Raw genomic sequence first — 18,259 nt, forward strand, 5'->3', positions numbered from 1 at the left:
CTTTCATTCCTGCATCAGTCACGCTTATCATCTTCATAAAAATAATAATTTCCAGGCCCCAGGTTTTTATCCAAAGTGGCCAAAATTCTATTGATTGTATCATCATCTTCATTTGGACCGGGATAATAAGCAGGAACTCCTTCTTCTCCAAACGGAATATCAGTAATTTGAATCCGGTCATCGTCTTCCTCAAGTATAAGCTGACCTATGGCCCAATCTTTATGGGGTTTAAAGCCACAACTTTCAGCAAATGCTTCTGCACCATATAGCATATTATGAACCCGGTTGTATTCAATTTCTTCACCCTTTATATAGGCGATCAGGTATTGAACTTCATCTAAAGGGATATTAAACTTAAAAGCGGAATCTTTAATACCTAAACACTTAAAGTCAACAAGGTACATGCCTATTGTAAGATTTCCATTAATGTGGATTCGGCTTACAATCACATTTGCAATACCACTTTCCTCCCAGTTGGCAGAGATATAGCATTTCCCGAGCTGGAGCTGTCGGGCACGGTATTTTATAAAATTTTCAGGTTTCTGAAACAGCTGAACTATCTTTCCAGACTTTGCCATTTTGGTGATTTTATATACAATCTTAAGCGTTTAAACTTAATTTTAATATTTTTTTTCAACAAATAAGCTATTTGACTTAATGGGCCAGTCCTCCATTCAGACTAATGGTAATAATGGACAAGATAATTAGTCCAATCAAGACATACAAATAGTCCTTTTCAATTAAAAAGCTGAAAATGGCGAAAACGATGCGGGCCACCGGTGTAAAAATCAACATCAATATACCAAATTGTACAATGGCATCACCATGAAAAGTAAGCAGGCCTTTGAAAATAGCCGAAATAGATGAAAAACCAGCCATTTCCGGCTTAAATACTTTATAATCGGTTATCACACCTTTTTGATGAATGAGAAAGATAATCCCACCAATAAGCACAATGGTCATAGATATGATTACACCTGCACGCAATAAGGTGCCCAGTATAACCTGAATATCCTTATCATTCATATTTTCTTTTGATGCTGCCATTATAATCCGCTTATTCCTTTGTAAATCATTTGTAATGCTAAAAATGTTACCACTACAGCAAATACAATTTTCAATTTATCTGTTTTGGCTTTTAATAAAACTTTTGAGCCAACGGTAGCCCCGGTTAATACGCCGATACAAACCGGCATGGCGATACCCGGATCAATTTGTCCGCGATGTAAATAAACAATAGCACTGGCAGCGGCGGTAACGCCCATCATAAAATTACTGGTCGTGGTAGAAACTTTAAAGGGTAAACGCATGATATTATCCATGGCGATTACCTTAAGGGCGCCACTTCCTATTCCCAGCAAACCTGAAAGTGTGCCGGCAAAGAGCATCATTAAAAAACCAGCTGGAACGTGTTTTACGGCATAAGGGTGATCAGTACCTTTATCAGGATATGAACCATTCAGTTTAAAAAATTTGGCCCACCGGTCAGTGTCATCTAAAGTAGTATGATCTACTTTTTTCTTTAAAGTCATAATAGCAGAAAAGATCAGGATGCAGCCAAATATGATAGCGATGTAATTGGCATTGAGGTAAACAGCTACAATGGCACCGCAAATAGCGCCCACAGTAGTTGCAATTTCCAGAAACATCCCAATCCGGATATTGGTGATCCCTTCTTTAACATAAGCTGCTGCAGAACCGGATGAAGTTGCTATAACCGAAACAATGGATGCGCCGATTGCATAATGAATATCAACACCCAGTGCCAGCGTAAGTAAAGGTATGATAATGACACCACCACCTAAACCAGTGAGTGAGCCCAGTAAACCGGCTAAAAAAGCCCCTAATAAAACGATAATGGTAAACAATAATACCGACATGCCGGCAAAGATAATGTACTGATTTTGTGGAAACGAAAGATTAACCGAATAAAATAAAATCTATATATAAAGGGGATAAAATAGATTTTCATATAAAAATGATCTTTGTGCTTATTTTTTAGACGCCGATCTATAAATTAGATTTGTAATACAATTTACTTTCTTGATTCAGGTTCACTGTACGAAAACACACTAACACTTCGAAAGCAATTTGCCTAATCGTTTCAGGGATTGGGTTAATCGTTGTCTTATTACCATTAGCATCAGTAATTTTCCATCCGGATGTATCAAGTAATAAGGGATCGTTATGGGCTGCTGATTTTATGATCTTGGCCCTTGTAAAGGCATTACCATCCGAATCAATCATCACTTTTTTGTTATTCCACCAGTTTTCGTAAGATACCTTCACCAATTCGAACTTATGTAACCTGGCTAAGTATGTCCAGCCCTTTTCAGTGTGGTGTTCTAATTTCAATAAGCCAATAAAATTAGTAAGGCTTTTTGAATCATACCTTTCTGAACTGCAAAGAAAATCAAGATGCGTTAGCTTAAGTTGATTTAATAATGATTTAGATTGATTTGAGTTGTGAAAAATTAAAGCAATCTTTTCAGCTATTAAATGTATAACTTTTTCATTCCCGCTATCGTAATCATTACAAAGAATATCAATATTTTTTAATTGTTGCTGCAATAACGAAACCAGTTCTGGTTTATTTAAAATAGTCTTCATATAAAAAACTACTTCCCTAATCGCTTAATCAACTCTGCACTTAAATCCCGTCCATCATTTAAACGGTTTGCAAAAAATGATTTCGCGGCTTCAAAATGCGCTTTATAACCTTTTAAATCGCCATAACCAATAATCGATGCCCATTCGTGTACGGCGGTATGAAACTCTAAATCATCGCCACGAATAGATTTATCATATAATGCCGTATGAATAGATTCTTCGAGCATTTCCTCATTTTTAAACAAATATTCAGCAATGCCCAACCTCAATTTAAATGGCGGTGTCTGGCAAATTAAATTATCATAAGGGTTTACACCCATTTTATACCAGGCGTAAACCATACTCAGTAAACTCAAGTGTGAATTGGGTTTTTGTTTATGAGCGGCATCAGACAGGCTAAATTCTTTCATAATGTTATCATCCAGGAGCAAAAGGCTTCTGCTTTCGTGAAAAACAAAATCACGGGCAGCATAAATTTTAGATCGAAATTCCGTTTCATTTTCACAAATCATCAATTTATACAATTCTGACTCTGCCTGTGCATAATACTTTACCTGCTTTTGTGCATATGGATTTAAAATAGCTAAGCCTGCATAAATATGTGATTTGTAACTAAAAATGCGCAGTGTGGTTAAAATCTTCACATTATCAATTCCACCAGCATAAGCCGGATTATCCCAGGGGAAGAAACCTGCATTTTTCCAGGCTGAGCCCATGCTTTCAAACCCCATATGGGTAACGGCCTGCGTATCGGCGACAATCCGGTCATGTTCGCGGTAATCATCCATCTCGATAATATTCGATTTTAAAGACTTATAAATCTCCAGTGCCCTTGCGTAAACCTCGTTGGTTGCACGGTGCCTAACAACAACCAAGGTTTGCCCCTCAGGACTAAAAGCCGGGCCATGCAGAGAGTGACAGGTTACGATTTGTGTATCTGTTGGTAAATGTTTTTCAAAAGCTGCAATTTCAGGATGCTTTACAGAGGTTTGCCCGGAAACAATGGCACCAAATTTAGTTGAACGTGCAAAAGTAGCCACCACTTCATCAATCTTCTCTGCCTCTACACAATAGATAATAAAATCAGATTTTCGGGCAACCTCATGCCCATCGGCTAAAATTTCAATGCCTTTAGGTTCAAGCTCACTTTTCAATTCTGAGTAGCGTAAGGGCATGTCTGCACCACACACTTTGTAACCTGCATTAAAAAACGAAATGGCGTATAATCTACCCATATCGCCTAAACCGATAATTCCTATTTGCATGTGGCAAATGTAATCTATCACGATTAATTTATAATAAAACGCCGATAAAATTGTTAATTTATAGATTATATCAAATCATTTTTATAACTAAGCCAAAAGATAAGGTCATTTAGATGAGCTCATGATGGTATAAAAATGTAGTTTTACACTTTAACACCTATAATTTAACTATGCAAAAACTTAAACCAACCCTGTTATTTTTAGTAGCCATGCTATTGGTAAATATCGCATTCGGGCAGGCCAGACAAGACACTTCGAAAAATACTGATCCATCTCTAAACGGCCAGTATAATTTTATGCTGAAAAAATCTAAAAGTTTATATGGTTCAAAACTGATTAACCCATCCAGGTTATCTGCTTTATGGAAAAGCGTTAATGATACATTAAGAAAAGAGCGAAAACAACTTCAGGAAGCTAAAAAAGAAATAAAGGGACAAAGTGATAACATTGCCAGTTTGAAAGGCGAAGTTACGGGCAAAGAAAGTTCGCTTGCTCATGCAACGGCATCTGTAAATGAAATCAAATTTTTAGGGATCGCTTTTGATAAAGGTACATACAATACCATCGTTTGGGCAATCATTATCATACTGGGTGCCGGTTTGGCCATTGTGATCTTTCAATCCGGAAAATACCGTAAAGAAGCCACCTACAGAACTCAACTCTACCAGGAAGTTGCAGATGAATTTCAAACCCATAAGGTTAAAGCCAAAGATAAAGAAATGAAACTGGCCCGTGAATTACAGGACGAGCGTAATAAATGGGATGATACAAGAGGCAGATAATTTATATGGTTGAATTTTCATCAATTAATAGGATTTAATTGATGAAATTCCCTATTAAAAATAATTTACTACTGGCTGCTAAACCATTTGGGTTACAGCCTAACTTCCCCTCGGGAACTTCAAGGTTTTGTTTTTTATAAAACTCAATCCAAAAATCATCCGGTTTTCCGGTTTTCGGATTAATAAAGGTCATTGGTTCCAGCGCAAATATTTGATTTTTTCTAAAACACCTTTCAATAAAATCAGAGCAATAGTAAGAACTGTCATTCAGAATATATGTCCAGTTATACGGCTTGCCTAACATCTTCTTGGCAGATAAAATGGCATCAGGAATGGCCTGATCAAAATTATTCTTTAACCTATAAACGACTATTTTATTGTCTGCCGTTTTTTCCGACTGATAAAATGCTTGCATATTTTCTCTTATGCTTCCTTTTTTTGAAGAGGCATGTAACACAAATATGGAATCAGCACTTTTTTCAATGATTCCGATATGATCGAAAGCGATAGCATCTCTTTTTTGCGTCACCCGGTTAATGGCACCTGATAGGTTAGCTTTTTCGGCACCCACAAATATTAAATCTCCATTTTTTAAATCACGTAGGGTAATGGTTTGTGCATTAACATATGAGGAGAGCATTAAAAGGCTAACAAATAAAAATAAACGCTTCATGATTATGTTTCTGATGGAAAAGAAATGCCTTTAATATTCCGGTACAAATCTACCGCATATAAATCTGTCATACCTGATACAAAATCTAAAACGCTTTGTGTACGGGAGTAGATATCGGTTAAATCGGTATGGTATTGCTTAGGGATAAGCTTCACCAGTTTTTGATAATAATGCGTGTTGTTATTGATTAATGCCGGCACAAATTCTTCCAGTAAGCCTGCCATAATTTTATAACCAGCCACTTCTTTTTGAATAACAGATGAAAAATTATAAATCCTTTCTACCGATACTTTCTCAATCGCTTTCCAGGCCGTTAAATAGGGTTCTGGCAGAAGATCTGTTAAGCTGTTATTTAGTTCACCTTTTAGCAATAATTCCTGCTCTTTAAAAAAGATTTCTGCACAAATGTTGGTGAGCGTGTTGATCGCTTTGGCCCTTAGCAAGCCAATTTTTGCATCATCATCTTCATAATCATTTTTTAATCGGTTTTCAATGGTCTGAGAATTGGAAAAAGGCAGCAAATAATTCTTAACCTCCTCATATGATAATATCTTCAAGCGATGCGCATCTTCCAGATCAATGATGCTATAGCAGATATCATCGGCGGCCTCTACTAAATAAACCAAAGGGTGACGTTTATAAATCAGATATTCACTTTCTTCCTGAGCCAGATTTAACTCTGAGGCAATCTTTCTGAAGGTTTCTTCTTCTGACTGAAAAAAACCGTATTTCTTCCGATGTAAAAGTTTTTTCTGCCGGCCAGCTATTGATGCGCAGGGATATTTCGCAATCGAAGCCAATGTGGAATACGTTAAGGCATAGGCATCGTTTCCTTTTCCTTTCAAAGGGTGCGTCAAAATCCGAATGGCATTTGCATTCCCTTCAAAATAAATAAGGTCGTGCCATTGCGAATCGCTCATATCCTTTTGATAGATTTGTCCATCCCCATCGGTAAAATAACGTGAAATTGCCGCTTCTCCCGAATGTCCAAAAGCTGGATTACCCAGGTCGTGAGCCAATGCTGCAGCTGCTACAATATTGCCTACTTCATTTAGCAAGGGCACTTCTTTAAGTAAAGATGGCTGATGTTCTTCTAAATTATTTAAAAAAATATTGGCCATAGAGCGGGCCACACTTGCCACTTCCAAACTGTGCGTTAAGCGGTTATGAACAAATACACTCCCCGGCAAGGGGAAAACCTGTGTTTTATTTTGCAAGCGCCTGAATGGTGATGAAAATATTAACCTGTCATAATCCCGCTGAAAATCAGAACGAGCCTTGTCCCGATCGCCAGTCCAGCTTTCCTGTCCGAATCTTTTATTTGATAATAGGTATTTCCACTCCATCAGATGCTTACTTTTAAATTTCGCCCGAAGTTAAACAAAAGAAAAAACTCGTGTTGAAATTTATTTATGCAATTATCTTATTTGCCTGTTCGTGAGATACAACATGAAGATCTGCCAGATTTAATACAAACCATTTGCCTGGCAGGATGTTCTTTATAAAAACATGATTATGAAAACGAGTATTTATAATAAGGACGAACATACCGAAGGTTACTTCGGAAATGGTAATACCGATAAAAAATCTGACCTTCAGAAAGCACATGAAAAAGGTAATGAAGGAAATGAAGTTACTGCCTTTGGGCGGGCGCCAATAGCCGAAGAAAATGCAAATGGTTTTAATGATGGGAATATAAATGCACGGGATGGGTTTGATAATTCAGGTACACAAGGCAAGGATTCATTAAGCGATGATACTTACAATAGCACTGAAGCGCAACATACAGTTGAAAGTGCTGCAAGCAAAACCGGTAGTTCATCTGAGGATTTTAAAGACAATAAAGATTCAATTATCAAAAACCGTGATGAGGATGATGTGCTCAATACGGGAATTTAAATTAATAATATATTTATGGGATTACTAAAGTATGCCTTCGTTGGCGCTGCAAGTGTTTATGCACTTCATTATATCACTAAAAAAAGACTCAGTGATGGAAAATCATTATTGGACGATTTAATAGAAAAAACACCGGAATTAATTAAAGAGGTGAATCATCTCAGCCAGAATATTAAGCAGGATTACCGGCAAACCACCACACTTTATTAAATTTTTAATAGCCAATACTTAATCTGAAAGTGGTTATCTTATTAATAGCCAGATTCTGGATTAAAGCATAATAAAAGGGATTTTCAATAGCTTTTAGATTTTCCCTTTTATTATTTATAAATCTTTGCCACCCAATCCCTTTTCCTGATTACTGTTCCGGTGATCAGGATTGTCACTTTTACTTAAATTTACATTTTTAAGATTTCCGTTTACATCCTGATCATTTTCTTCTAATTTCGACAAATGATTTTCATCCGGAGTATTCTTCCTTCTGAACGGCGAATCACTAACGGCATGACCATAGGTAGCGTCGTCATTGTCCCACTCTATATTATTATGATCAAGATCCTGCTTATTTTTCTGATCATTATGTGCGTTCTGTGAGGTGCTCATCTTTTTAATTTTTAGTTCACTATTCATTTGACAACATAGCGCTGACTTAGAAAGTTTGGTAGATTTTATTTTATTTCTTTAAATGGTTATTTTGTGCATACTATTTAATCTCCGTTTATCTATAGTCAGGCAAGGGAATATCATTTAAAACGAGCATAAGAAAATAAAAAGAATACGCTCAACAGGCAGAAGTTATGCAGCCTTATTTTACACCTTTAGATTGATCTATCTCGCCTTCTGGATTGTCAACATCACCTTCATCTGAACCATTTTCATCACGGTGTTCAGGGGGATGTTCCATCCTGCTTTCTTCCAGATCTGAGAAATCACTTCCTTTTTGATTGGCAACTTCACCATGTGAGGAAGGTTTTTTTACTGTTTCTTCTTTCGGATCAGCAAAATCCTGCCCCTCAACCGGCAAACTTTCTTCTTTTAATGGCTTTTTCATACTTATTAAACCTGTGTAATTACTTTTTGTTTGAAAATGACCGGGCACAAAAAAAGGCCGCAATTTAACATTACGACCTTTCTTAATTTTTAAATCAATTAAACTTTGATTTCAACTTCAACACCACTAGGTAATTCAAGTTTCATTAAAGCATCAACTGTTTTAGAGTTAGAGCTGTAAATATCTAATAAGCGTTTGTAAGCGCATAATTGAAATTGCTCTCTGGCTTTTTTGTTTACGTGTGGAGAACGTAAAACAGTAAAGATTTTTTTCTCTGTAGGAAGTGGAATCGGACCACTTACAACTGCACCCGTAGGCTTAACAGTTTTCACGATTTTCTCAGCAGATTTATCTACCAAGTTGTAATCGTATGATTTTAATTTAATTCTGATTCTTTGGCTCATCTTATTTTTAATTGTGATTCCCTGTTAGAGCTATTAACAACAGGAACCGGATTTATCTTGAGTATTAATTAGTCTTCAGATTTTACTCTTCCTTTGGATTTAGCAATTACTTCATCCTGAACGTTTTTAGGCGCTGGCTCGTAATGATCAAATTCCATTGTAGAAGTGGCACGGCCCGAAGTGATGGTACGTAACTGCGTTACATATCCGAACATTTCTGAAAGTGGAACCAATGCTTTAATTACCTGAGATCCGTTACGGGTATCCATACCTTGTAACTGACCACGACGACGGTTCATATCACCGATTACATCACCCATGTTTTCTTCAGGGGTTAAGATTTCGATTTTCATGATTGGCTCCATCAAAGTAGGTTTACATTTAGGTAAAGCCTCACGATATGCCATACGGGCAGCAAGCTCGAATGATAAAGCATCTGAATCGACTGCGTGGAATGAACCATCAATCAAACGTACTTTCATATCAGGCAGTGGATATCCTGCTAATACACCATTTGACATCGCTGCAGCAAATCCTTTTTCTACTGAAGGAATAAATTCACGTGGAATTGAACCACCTGTAATTTCGTTTACGAATTGTAAACCACCTTTTTCGAAATCAGCATCAATTGGCGAAATGATCACCTGAATATCTGCGAACTTACCACGACCACCTGATTGCTTTTTATAAGTTTCACGGTGTTGAGTGGTACCAAAGATAGCTTCTTTGTAAGCTACTTGTGGTGCACCTTGATTAACCTCTACTTTAAACTCACGTTTTAAACGGTCGATTAGAATATCTAAGTGAAGCTCACCCATACCAGAGATTACAGTCTGACCAGTTTCCTGATCTGTTTGTACCCTGAATGTAGGATCTTCTTCCGCTAGTTTAGATAATCCCATACCTAATTTATCCACGTCAGCCTGAGTTTTAGGCTCAATAGCTAAACCGATAACCGGCTCAGGGAATACCATTGATTCAAGAACGATTGGGTGTTTCTCATCACAAAGTGTATCACCTGTTTTGATATCTTTAAAGCCCACTACAGCAGCAATATCACCCGCACCTACATTAGGAATTGGATTTTGCTTGTTAGCGTGCATCTGGAAGATACGGGAGATACGCTCTTTGTTATTTGAACGGGTATTGTAAACGTATGAACCTGCTTCTAAATTACCAGAATACACACGGATGAAACATAAACGACCTACGAATGGGTCAGTTGCAATTTTAAATGCCAATGCTGCAAACGGCTCGCTTTCTGATGGTTTTAATAAAACCTCAGCATCTGTATTTGGATTAGTACCAACCACACCTTCAGAATCTAAAGGAGAAGGCAATAATTCCATTACATAGTCAAGCATAGTTTGTACACCTTTATTTTTGAAAGATGAACCACAAACCATAGGAACAATTTTCGCATCTAATACAGCTGCACGTAAAGCGTCTAAAATTTCACGTTCAGTGATGGAGTTTGGATCATCGAAGAATTTCTCCATCAATGTCTCATCATAATCCGCTACAGACTCCAATAATTTCTCTCTCCATTCTGCCACCTCATCCAACATATCTTCCGGAATCGGCACTTCAGTGAAAGTCATTCCTTTATCGTGCTCATTCCAAACAATACCACGGTTGTTAATTAAATCAACCACACCAGTAAAATTATCTTCAGCACCGATAGGTAACTGTAATGGAACTGCATTACTACCTAACATGTCTTTAACCTGCTTAACTACTTTTAAGAAGTCAGCACCTGAACGGTCCATTTTATTAACAAATCCGATACGGGCAACATTATAGTTGTTAGCTAAACGCCAGTTGGTTTCTGATTGAGGCTCAACACCATCAACTGCAGAGAATAAGAATACTAAACCATCTAATACACGTAGTGAACGGTTTACCTCAACGGTAAAATCCACGTGTCCTGGTGTATCAATAATATTGATATGATAGTTTTGGTTTCTATATTTCCAACCAACAGTAGTTGCGGCAGAAGTAATGGTGATACCACGCTCTTGCTCTTGTGCCATCCAGTCCATTGTTGCAGCACCTTCGTGCACTTCACCAATTTTATGACTTACACCAGCATAATAAAGAATACGCTCAGTTGTTGTAGTTTTACCTGCATCAATGTGAGCTGCAATTCCAATATTTCTTGTAAATTTTAAATCTCTTGCCATTGTATTTTTTTTGATTTATCTGATTTTAAATGATTACACCGATTATGTTAAAAACAAATCGGTGTAATTTATTTAATCAGTATAATCTTCTAATTAAATCTGTGTAATCTTACTAATTTGCTAATCACTACTAGAAACGGAAGTGAGAGAACGCTTTGTTGGCTTCAGCCATTTTATGCGTATCTTCTTTCTTCTTAACAGCAGCACCTTCACCTTTAGCAGCAGCAACGATTTCGCCAGCTAATTTCTCTTTCATCGTTTTTTCACCACGACGACGGGCATATAAAATTAACCATTTCATACCCAGAGCTGTTTTACGTTCTGGTCTAACCTCAGTTGGAACCTGGAAGTTAGCACCACCAACACGGCGAGATTTAACCTCTACGGCCGGCATGATGTTAGTTAAAGCACGTTTAAATATCTCTAAACCGTTTTCACCTGCTTTTTTCTCAGCAATTTCAACAGCATCATAAAAAATAGAATAAGCGATAGATTTTTTTCCATCGTACATCATATTGTTTACAAAACGAGTTACCTGAACATCGTTAAATTTTGGATCAGGAAGAATAATTCTCTTTTTTGGTTTTGACTTTCTCATTTCTTATTTCCTCCCGATTATTTCTTTTTGCCTTTTGCAGGAGCTGCAGCAGCTTGACCTGGTTTAGGACGTTTAGTACCATATTTAGAACGACGTTGGTTACGACCAGCAACGCCTGATGTATCTAATGCACCACGGATAATGTGGTAACGTACACCTGGTAAATCTTTAACACGACCACCACGGATCAATACGATTGAGTGCTCCTGTAAGTTGTGACCTTCTCCAGGAATGTATGCATTCACCTCTTTACCGTTCGTTAAACGAACACGGGCTACTTTACGCATTGCTGAGTTTGGTTTTTTAGGGGTAGTGGTGTACACACGTGTACATACACCTCTTCGCTGTGGACAGCTGTCCAACGCTGGAGACTTACTCTTGAACTCCAGTGCTACTCTACCTTTTCTAACTAATTGTTGAATGGTTGGCATTGTGCTTTTTTATGTTTTTTATTGAAAATTTTACCGCTCCCCCGGCATCCTTACAGATAGCCCATAAAACGGACTGCAAAAGTAGAACAATTCTTTTTAAGAATCAAGGGGTTAGAAGAAAAAAATAACGATAACGCTTTTTCAAATATGCTAGTGGTTTGATAAAGTGTCATTCACCGGAATAGTTTGGGCATAAACAGATTATGATCTTAACTGTTTAAACTAACGGTACTGTCTGCTTGTTTTGTTTGTAACGATTAATATAAAGGATCAGTTAATTGCAATCTGTAATTGAAGCTTCAGTTTCCCTTAACTTATCAACCAATTCTTTAATAGCCGCCGGAGCCTTACCGTAATCGAAAGTAACTTTTTTTGATTTTCCATTTTCGATTATCCTTACCCATTCAGCTCCTCCATCTGCACAATCAGGACAACCTATTACATCCGGCAGTTCAAAAAACTCACTTTTAATTAAGCTTTTTATGGAAGAAAGCTCTTCATTGGATAGTGATTTCTGACAGCGTTTAACATCAGATTGATCACTGTTTTTTTTCTTCTCCAAGGAAACCTGATTAGATGTGATGGCCATAATTCTCACGCAATATCCCCAACACATTCCGAAAGAGCTTCCATATTCAATTTTATTTAAGGAAGCATGGGCACCCTTTTTACAAGAACCAACACCCAGTATCACGATTAATGTGGCCAGTAAAGTTAAAATTTTCTTCATCTTTAGTATTTTTTACCAATACGTTTAAATAAACACTTTCGCTACAACAACTGGATATGATGCAAACAGGTGAATGATAAATTTCAAATTCAATCAGGTATGCAAATGGGCTGAAATCCATCAAATGAGGAAACTATTGATATTTTAGCTACCTGGTTTTATATTTAAAATCAGAATTACAAAAACTAAAAAAGGGATATGCAATGTGCACATCCCTTCTATTTTTTTAGACTCCTGACTCTGTACTACAGACTCAAAACTAATTTTTAGTAACGATATTCGTCTGATTTAAAAGGACCTTCCACCGGAACACCAATATAATCAGCCTGGTGCTGATCCAAAACATCTAATTCTACACCGATTTTAGCTAAGTGTAAACGGGCAACTTTTTCATCCAAATACTTAGGCAAAACATAAACTTTGTTTTCATACTTATCTGTGTTTGTCCAAAGTTCTAATTGAGCCAGAGTTTGGTTAGTAAATGAATTACTCATTACGAAACTTGGATGACCTGTTGCACAACCTAAATTTACTAAACGACCTTCAGCCAATAGGATGATATCTTTACCTTCGATCGTATACTTATCTACCTGAGGTTTGATCTCTACCTTAGATGAACCATATTTCTCGTTTAACCAGGCAACATCAATTTCATTATCGAAGTGACCGATGTTACAAACAATCGCCTTATCTTTCATTGTTAAGAAATGTTCTCCGCGAACGATATCACGGTTACCAGTTGTGGTAACAATAATATCTGCTTCTTTAACAGCTGTAGCGAATTTTTTAACTTCATATCCTTCCATTGCCGCTTGTAATGCACAAATCGGATCAATTTCCGTTACGATTACACGAACACCTTGTGAGCTTAAAGATTCTGCAGAACCTTTACCCACATCGCCATAACCACAAACCACAGCTACTTTACCAGCCATCATGACATCAGTTGCACGACGAATTGCATCAACCAATGATTCGCGACAACCGTATTTGTTATCAAATTTAGACTTGGTTACAGAATCATTCACGTTAATTGCCGGTAAATGCAATGTTCCGTTTTTCATTCTTTCGTATAAACGATGAACACCAGTTGTGGTTTCTTCTGATAAACCTTTAATTGCTGCAATAAGTTCAGGATATTTATCGAAAACCATATTGGTTAAATCACCACCATCATCCAGAATCATGTTTAATGGTTGTTGCTCCGGACCGAAGTGTAAAGTTTGCTCAATACACCAATCGAATTCTTCTTCATTTAAACCTTTCCAGGCATAAACCTGAATACCTGCAGCAGCGATGGCAGCAGCAGCATGATCCTGTGTAGAGAAAATATTGCAAGATGACCAGGTAACTTCAGCACCTAATGCCACCAATGTTTCGATTAAAACAGCCGTTTGGATGGTCATATGCAGACAACCTGCGATACGTGCACCTTTTAACGGTTGCGTAGGACCAAATTCTTCACGTAAACTCATTAAACCGGGCATTTCTGCTTCGGCTAATTCAATTTCTTTACGGCCCCATTCTGCCAGTGAAATGTCCTTAACTTTATAAGGAATGTATGTTGTCTCTACTGATGACATAATTATTTGTTTTTAAATGTGATGCAAAGTTACGGCATCGCTTTGTGAAAGCCAAATAATTAAAGACACTGGCTCGTTTATACAATGTAAAATAGTATGATTATCATTTCTTTCTGTAAAGGATTTAGCCTTTATCTGGATCCTTTATTTTGACCAGATTTTACTTCCACTTCCACTCACCCGCAATAGTGAGCGGTTCCTTTAGGTTCTGGGATTCTAAGAAAGCTTTTAATTCTTGATCTTCCTGAACACCCACCGGTATTTTCGGCGTATTCGCCAAAGCATAGGTAAGCATGGCGCTATAACGAACGGTATTTTTTAATTCCTGTTCATCTACCAGTTTAAACGAATCGCCATCGGAATGGTAAAAGGGTCCGGAATTATTGGGCAATTTACCGCCAAAGCCACCTCCTGTTGGGATTCCTTCTAACATAAATGGCTGATGATCGCTATGTAAACCAGCACCCGCATTAAATAAGTTTTTAAAACCGGTGTCTATTTTTACGATATCAGTTCCCCAGGCCGTAAATAAGTCTTTCATTTCGGCACGGGATGTTGAGAATCCCTTCGGATCATTGGTCATGTCGTAGTTCAGCATAAACTTCACCTGGTTGAGCGTTTTATCTTTCTTGGCCTGATCAATGTATGCCTTCGAACCCAGTAAGCCTTGCTCCTCCCCCATAAACAATACAAATTCAACTGTACGTTTTGTCTTTAACTTTAGCTTTTTGAATGTCCGGGCCATATCCATAATGGCGAAGGAACCTATTCCATTATCAATCGCGCCTGTTGCCAGATCCCAACTATCTAAGTGTCCGCCGACTACAATTTTATCTTTCGGCCATTCTGTTCCTTTAAACACAGCAACTACGTTTCTGGCTTTAATTAAACCAGAAAAATTAGTCATGGCAATATGGGCTGTTTGTGGCTGCGATTTAATCTTCTCTTTCAAAGCCATTCCATCTTCCAAACCGATACATACTGCTGGTATTGGAATCAATTTACCCGTTACTGAAGCAGTTCCGGTTAACAACACCCCATTTTTAACTGTATTGATGATAATTACACCAATGGCACCATATTTCGTGGCAATAGCAGTTTTTTCTGAGCGATGTAATGATTTTGTTCCGGTAGCCGAACCAGGTAAAATACCCAAATAAATTAAAGCAATTTTACCTTTAAATTTTTCAGGACTGGCCTGATAATCTGCTTCCAATCCATTACCTGCGTCTACAATTTCACCTGTAACATCGGCACTCACCGGCGAATGCGCCAGGGTTACGGCTTTCATTTTAGTCAAACTATTTTTATCGGCGCCAATTTCTACATTGATCGTTTTTCTTGCCCAGCTTTCGACTTCAAAAGGTTGAAATTTAACGTTACAACCATACGATTTCAGTAAATCATAAGCATATTGTTCTGCTTTAGCACCATTTTCCGAACCTGTTAACCGATGACCAATGTTCTCAGTTTCATATTTAAGCGTTTGATAAGCTTTTGAATTTTGCTGAACGTCAGTATTGATTTTTAAGAAGACATTTTCAAACTTATCCTGAGCATTAGCAAAGAAGGTCGTACAAATAATTACTGTTAAGAAAAGGTATTTCATGAATAATGTTGCTGATTATTCGATGAAAATACAAAAATTACGCTTAGGTATTAAGCTGTAACGTATATTTTGCTTAGCTGGTATTTAAAACGGCTATGGGTAATTTTCAAAAAAAACATATAATACCTTAGAAAAAATAGCCTTAGAACATTAACTTAAATGATCTTAGTTGCCTGAGGTGGTAAATTATATTATTGATGCATCACCTTTTTCGGAAAAACCAATGATGCCACCACACTGATCACCAGAATACTGACAATAATAATTAATGAGTGCTGAGTGGTAAACCCTAACTTCTCCAGGTAAACATGCCCAAGCATTTTCACGCCAATAAAGGCAAGTAACACGGCCAGGCCTGTTTTCAAATAATGGAACTTATGGATAATATTCACCAGTAAAAAGAACATGGAACGCAGCCCCATGATGGCGAATATGTTAGAGAAAAATACAATATAAGGGTCTTTTGTCACCGCAAAAATAGCCGGGATAGAGTCTACGGCAAAAAGTAGATCGGTAAACTCTACAATTAAAAGAACCAGGAAAAGTGGCGTAACCAGTGTTTTGTGGTTGATTTTTACAAAGAAATTTTTTCCTTCGTACTTCGGATGGATAGAGAAGATTTTTGAAGCCCATTTCACTACCGGATGGTTCTCAGGATCAATTTTCTCATCTTCATCCTTACTAAAAAACATTTTGACGCCGGTAAAAACCAGGAAAGCTCCGAAAATATATAGAATCCAGGCAAACTTCGCGATCAATGCCGCACCTACAAATATAAAGATGAAACGCATGATAATCGCACCCAGGATTCCCCAGAACAACACACGATGATAATACTTTTCTTCCACAGCGAAGGCAGAAAAGATTAATACTATAACAAAAATATTATCTACAGATAAGGCGTATTCGATTACATAGCCAGTTAAAAACTCTAAACCGAGGTTCTTTTTGTAGACAGATAGGCTTCCTTCAAAATCGTTTGGAATAAGGTTGATATGATGCTGGTGTTTGACAACAATTTCCTTGAGATGCGCAAAATCCTTAATCCCGTGAAGCTGATGGCCTTCTGTCCGTAAAATAAAATAGAAGCCTAGTGCAAGTGCTACCATGATTACGCTCATGATTCCTGCCTGTTTCAAACTCACCACATGTTCTTTACGGCTAAACAGACCTAAATCCAAAGCCAGAATGATCACAATAAACAGCAGGAAACCAATACTGAAAAGTAGCTCGTTACTCATTATTTTTTACGTTCTGTAGTATAAAGGACAAGTTGTTCTAAACCTGTTCTGGCTTCTCCTGCATCAAACTGACGCAGAATATCAAAAGCCTCTTCCTGGTATTGCAACATCTTCTCATTAGCATAATAAACACCTTTATGTCCATTAACAAAATCGATGATCTGTTGAATTTTAGTCGGATCATCCTGATGGTTTTTTACCAAATTGATGATGCGTTTACGTTCAGGTTTTTCAGCACGGTTTAAAGCGTAAATCAGCGGAAGTGTTACCTTTTTCTCCTTAATGTCAATTCCAAGAGGCTTCCCTACGTCATCCGTTCCAAAATCAAAAGTATCATCCTTAATCTGAAATGCAATTCCCACCTTTTCCCCAAATAATCGCATCTTCTCAATAATAGCATCATCAGCACCCGCAGATGCAGCACCCGCAGCGCAGCAGGAAGCGATTAAAGAAGCTGTTTTCTGACGGATCACTTCGAAATATAATTCCTCTGAAATATCCATTCTGCGCACTTTCTCAATCTGCAGCAATTCACCTTCGCTCATCTGCTTCACTGCTTCTGATACAATTTGTAACAAACGGTGTTCATTATTGTTTACCGAAAGCAACAACCCTTTAGCCAGTAAAAAATCGCCAACCAATACCGCTATTTTATTTTTCCATAGTGCATTAATAGAGAAAAATCCACGCCGCTCATAGGCATTATCAACCACATCATCGTGTACGAGTGTTGCCGTATGCAACAATTCCACTAATGCAGCCCCACGGTGGGTAGATTCGGTAATGCCACCACATAATTTTGCAGCAAAAAACACGAACATGGGCCGCATTTGTTTGCCTTTTTGTTTTACAATATAGTGGGTAATTCTGTCAAGCAACGGTGCGTCGCTATGCATAGATTCTTTGAACGTCTTTTCAAACGCTTTAATATCTGCTGCTATAGGTTTTTTTATCTGTTCGATTCCCGGCATTAAGTCGAAAAATTTTGATTGCAAACTTAAGCTAATTTCCCATAAAAAAGGAATGTATTATGAAGCATCCTCATCTGTAGAAAAGCAACGGCAGTAATCACCTGCACCTTTCCTCCTGCTTTTGCCTATAGTCCTTCGCCCTCATGCTTCGGGCTGTGGGCTATTTGGCGCAATCAGGTTTAGCGTGAAAGTTGCTGCAGATCAAAGCTTCCCCTCAAAATGAAAAACC

Annotated in this window: 21 protein-coding genes; 3 read left to right on the forward strand and 18 right to left on the reverse strand. The window is 37.6% G+C overall.

Annotated features, from left to right (window positions below; translation table 11 throughout):
- Window positions 1-14 precede the first annotated feature (14 nt).
- From OQX64_RS18400 to OQX64_RS18420, 5 genes are all read right to left on the reverse strand, one after another.
- Entirely contained in the window at window positions 15-578 is a 564-nt protein-coding gene (locus OQX64_RS18400) for a hypothetical protein (protein WP_265819859.1), read from the reverse strand.
- 76 nt (window positions 579-654) lie between these two features.
- Window positions 655-1,047 carry a DUF1634 domain-containing protein gene (locus OQX64_RS18405; RefSeq protein WP_265819860.1) on the reverse strand — a complete coding sequence of 131 codons (393 nt, stop codon included), beginning with the start codon at window positions 1,045-1,047 and terminating at the stop codon, window positions 655-657.
- The gene (locus tag OQX64_RS18410) at window positions 1,047-1,880 is read right to left on the reverse strand and encodes a sulfite exporter TauE/SafE family protein (RefSeq protein WP_088301910.1); all 834 of its coding nucleotides are present in this window, start codon (window positions 1,878-1,880) and stop codon (window positions 1,047-1,049) included. Before OQX64_RS18410 ends, OQX64_RS18405 begins: the two co-directional genes overlap by 1 nt.
- Before the next feature lie 130 nt (window positions 1,881-2,010).
- The gene (locus tag OQX64_RS18415) at window positions 2,011-2,610 is read right to left on the reverse strand and encodes a hypothetical protein (protein WP_265819861.1); all 600 of its coding nucleotides are present in this window, start codon (window positions 2,608-2,610) and stop codon (window positions 2,011-2,013) included.
- 8 nt (window positions 2,611-2,618) lie between these two features.
- Window positions 2,619-3,875 (reverse strand): prephenate dehydrogenase, encoded by a 1,257-nt coding sequence (locus OQX64_RS18420; protein WP_088301908.1) that lies wholly within the window; start codon window positions 3,873-3,875, stop codon window positions 2,619-2,621.
- Between the two features lie 170 nt (window positions 3,876-4,045).
- Between OQX64_RS18420 and OQX64_RS18425 the strand changes: the two genes are divergently transcribed.
- On the forward strand, window positions 4,046-4,657 hold the full coding sequence (locus OQX64_RS18425) for a hypothetical protein (RefSeq protein WP_088301907.1): 612 nt from the start codon (window positions 4,046-4,048) through the stop codon (window positions 4,655-4,657).
- Between the two features lie 34 nt (window positions 4,658-4,691).
- Here the strand turns inward: OQX64_RS18425 and OQX64_RS18430 are convergent, their stop codons facing one another.
- Window positions 4,692-5,330, reverse strand: coding sequence for a YiiX/YebB-like N1pC/P60 family cysteine hydrolase (locus OQX64_RS18430; RefSeq protein ID WP_265819862.1), 639 nt, complete (start codon window positions 5,328-5,330; stop codon window positions 4,692-4,694).
- Between the two features lie 2 nt (window positions 5,331-5,332).
- Entirely contained in the window at window positions 5,333-6,676 is a 1,344-nt protein-coding gene (locus tag OQX64_RS18435; RefSeq protein ID WP_172406532.1) for a deoxyguanosinetriphosphate triphosphohydrolase, read from the reverse strand.
- Window positions 6,677-6,845: 169 nt separating this feature from the next.
- On the opposite strand from OQX64_RS18435, the gene OQX64_RS18440 reads away from it, so the two are divergent.
- Window positions 6,846-7,229 (forward strand): hypothetical protein, encoded by a 384-nt coding sequence (locus tag OQX64_RS18440; RefSeq protein ID WP_140418683.1) that lies wholly within the window; start codon window positions 6,846-6,848, stop codon window positions 7,227-7,229.
- Window positions 7,230-7,244: 15 nt separating this feature from the next.
- Window positions 7,245-7,439, forward strand: a complete 195-nt coding sequence (locus OQX64_RS18445) for a YtxH domain-containing protein (protein WP_265819863.1) — start codon at window positions 7,245-7,247, stop codon at window positions 7,437-7,439.
- A gap of 114 nt (window positions 7,440-7,553) precedes the next feature.
- Here the strand turns inward: OQX64_RS18445 and OQX64_RS18450 are convergent, their stop codons facing one another.
- From OQX64_RS18450 to OQX64_RS18500, 11 genes are all read right to left on the reverse strand, one after another.
- The gene (locus OQX64_RS18450; protein ID WP_265819864.1) at window positions 7,554-7,832 is read right to left on the reverse strand and encodes a hypothetical protein; all 279 of its coding nucleotides are present in this window, start codon (window positions 7,830-7,832) and stop codon (window positions 7,554-7,556) included.
- 202 nt (window positions 7,833-8,034) lie between these two features.
- Window positions 8,035-8,280, reverse strand: coding sequence for a hypothetical protein (locus OQX64_RS18455; RefSeq protein ID WP_265819865.1), 246 nt, complete (start codon window positions 8,278-8,280; stop codon window positions 8,035-8,037).
- Between the two features lie 98 nt (window positions 8,281-8,378).
- On the reverse strand, window positions 8,379-8,684 hold the full coding sequence (gene rpsJ / locus OQX64_RS18460) for a 30S ribosomal protein S10 (protein WP_008244591.1): 306 nt from the start codon (window positions 8,682-8,684) through the stop codon (window positions 8,379-8,381).
- 68 nt (window positions 8,685-8,752) lie between these two features.
- Entirely contained in the window at window positions 8,753-10,867 is a 2,115-nt protein-coding gene (fusA, locus tag OQX64_RS18465) for an elongation factor G (RefSeq protein ID WP_265819866.1), read from the reverse strand.
- 130 nt (window positions 10,868-10,997) lie between these two features.
- Window positions 10,998-11,465 carry a 30S ribosomal protein S7 gene (rpsG, locus tag OQX64_RS18470; RefSeq protein ID WP_056097505.1) on the reverse strand — a complete coding sequence of 156 codons (468 nt, stop codon included), beginning with the start codon at window positions 11,463-11,465 and terminating at the stop codon, window positions 10,998-11,000.
- A 17-nt stretch (window positions 11,466-11,482) separates the two neighbouring features.
- The gene (gene rpsL, locus OQX64_RS18475) at window positions 11,483-11,896 is read right to left on the reverse strand and encodes a 30S ribosomal protein S12 (protein WP_010599925.1); all 414 of its coding nucleotides are present in this window, start codon (window positions 11,894-11,896) and stop codon (window positions 11,483-11,485) included.
- A gap of 274 nt (window positions 11,897-12,170) precedes the next feature.
- Window positions 12,171-12,626, reverse strand: coding sequence for a hypothetical protein (locus OQX64_RS18480; protein WP_265819867.1), 456 nt, complete (start codon window positions 12,624-12,626; stop codon window positions 12,171-12,173).
- Between the two features lie 266 nt (window positions 12,627-12,892).
- The gene (gene ahcY / locus OQX64_RS18485) at window positions 12,893-14,209 is read right to left on the reverse strand and encodes an adenosylhomocysteinase (protein WP_088301898.1); all 1,317 of its coding nucleotides are present in this window, start codon (window positions 14,207-14,209) and stop codon (window positions 12,893-12,895) included.
- Window positions 14,210-14,369: 160 nt separating this feature from the next.
- Window positions 14,370-15,818 carry a M20/M25/M40 family metallo-hydrolase gene (locus tag OQX64_RS18490; protein WP_265819868.1) on the reverse strand — a complete coding sequence of 483 codons (1,449 nt, stop codon included), beginning with the start codon at window positions 15,816-15,818 and terminating at the stop codon, window positions 14,370-14,372.
- Between the two features lie 191 nt (window positions 15,819-16,009).
- Window positions 16,010-17,059, reverse strand: coding sequence for a TerC/Alx family metal homeostasis membrane protein (locus OQX64_RS18495; protein WP_088301896.1), 1,050 nt, complete (start codon window positions 17,057-17,059; stop codon window positions 16,010-16,012).
- Window positions 17,059-18,030, reverse strand: a complete 972-nt coding sequence (locus OQX64_RS18500; protein WP_265819869.1) for a polyprenyl synthetase family protein — start codon at window positions 18,028-18,030, stop codon at window positions 17,059-17,061. The genes OQX64_RS18495 and OQX64_RS18500 overlap by 1 nt, the downstream gene beginning before the upstream one ends.
- Window positions 18,031-18,259: the final 229 nt, after the last annotated feature.

This window comes from Pedobacter sp. GR22-10, from assembly GCF_026239715.1.
Lineage (GTDB): Bacteria > Bacteroidota > Bacteroidia > Sphingobacteriales > Sphingobacteriaceae > Pedobacter.

Bases quoted from the DNA above. Each gene is read 5' to 3' on its own strand.
- OQX64_RS18400 (WP_265819859.1), bottom strand. From the start codon at position 578: ATGGCAAAGTCTGGAAAGATAGTTCAGCTGTTTCAGAAACCTGAAAAT.
- OQX64_RS18405 (WP_265819860.1), bottom strand. From the start codon at position 1,047: ATGGCAGCATCAAAAGAAAATATGAATGATAAGGATATTCAGGTTATA.
- OQX64_RS18410 (WP_088301910.1), bottom strand. From the start codon at position 1,880: ATGTCGGTATTATTGTTTACCATTATCGTTTTATTAGGGGCTTTTTTA.
- OQX64_RS18415 (WP_265819861.1), bottom strand. From the start codon at position 2,610: ATGAAGACTATTTTAAATAAACCAGAACTGGTTTCGTTATTGCAGCAA.
- OQX64_RS18420 (WP_088301908.1), bottom strand. From the start codon at position 3,875: ATGCAAATAGGAATTATCGGTTTAGGCGATATGGGTAGATTATACGCC.
- OQX64_RS18425 (WP_088301907.1), top strand. From the start codon at position 4,046: ATGCAAAAACTTAAACCAACCCTGTTATTTTTAGTAGCCATGCTATTG.
- OQX64_RS18430 (WP_265819862.1), bottom strand. From the start codon at position 5,330: ATGAAGCGTTTATTTTTATTTGTTAGCCTTTTAATGCTCTCCTCATAT.
- OQX64_RS18435 (WP_172406532.1), bottom strand. From the start codon at position 6,676: ATGGAGTGGAAATACCTATTATCAAATAAAAGATTCGGACAGGAAAGC.
- OQX64_RS18440 (WP_140418683.1), top strand. From the start codon at position 6,846: ATGAAAACGAGTATTTATAATAAGGACGAACATACCGAAGGTTACTTC.
- OQX64_RS18445 (WP_265819863.1), top strand. From the start codon at position 7,245: ATGGGATTACTAAAGTATGCCTTCGTTGGCGCTGCAAGTGTTTATGCA.
- OQX64_RS18450 (WP_265819864.1), bottom strand. From the start codon at position 7,832: ATGAGCACCTCACAGAACGCACATAATGATCAGAAAAATAAGCAGGAT.
- OQX64_RS18455 (WP_265819865.1), bottom strand. From the start codon at position 8,280: ATGAAAAAGCCATTAAAAGAAGAAAGTTTGCCGGTTGAGGGGCAGGAT.
- rpsJ (WP_008244591.1), bottom strand. From the start codon at position 8,684: ATGAGCCAAAGAATCAGAATTAAATTAAAATCATACGATTACAACTTG.
- fusA (WP_265819866.1), bottom strand. From the start codon at position 10,867: ATGGCAAGAGATTTAAAATTTACAAGAAATATTGGAATTGCAGCTCAC.
- rpsG (WP_056097505.1), bottom strand. From the start codon at position 11,465: ATGAGAAAGTCAAAACCAAAAAAGAGAATTATTCTTCCTGATCCAAAA.
- rpsL (WP_010599925.1), bottom strand. From the start codon at position 11,896: ATGCCAACCATTCAACAATTAGTTAGAAAAGGTAGAGTAGCACTGGAG.
- OQX64_RS18480 (WP_265819867.1), bottom strand. From the start codon at position 12,626: ATGAAGAAAATTTTAACTTTACTGGCCACATTAATCGTGATACTGGGT.
- ahcY (WP_088301898.1), bottom strand. From the start codon at position 14,209: ATGTCATCAGTAGAGACAACATACATTCCTTATAAAGTTAAGGACATT.
- OQX64_RS18490 (WP_265819868.1), bottom strand. From the start codon at position 15,818: ATGAAATACCTTTTCTTAACAGTAATTATTTGTACGACCTTCTTTGCT.
- OQX64_RS18495 (WP_088301896.1), bottom strand. From the start codon at position 17,059: ATGAGTAACGAGCTACTTTTCAGTATTGGTTTCCTGCTGTTTATTGTG.
- OQX64_RS18500 (WP_265819869.1), bottom strand. From the start codon at position 18,030: ATGCCGGGAATCGAACAGATAAAAAAACCTATAGCAGCAGATATTAAA.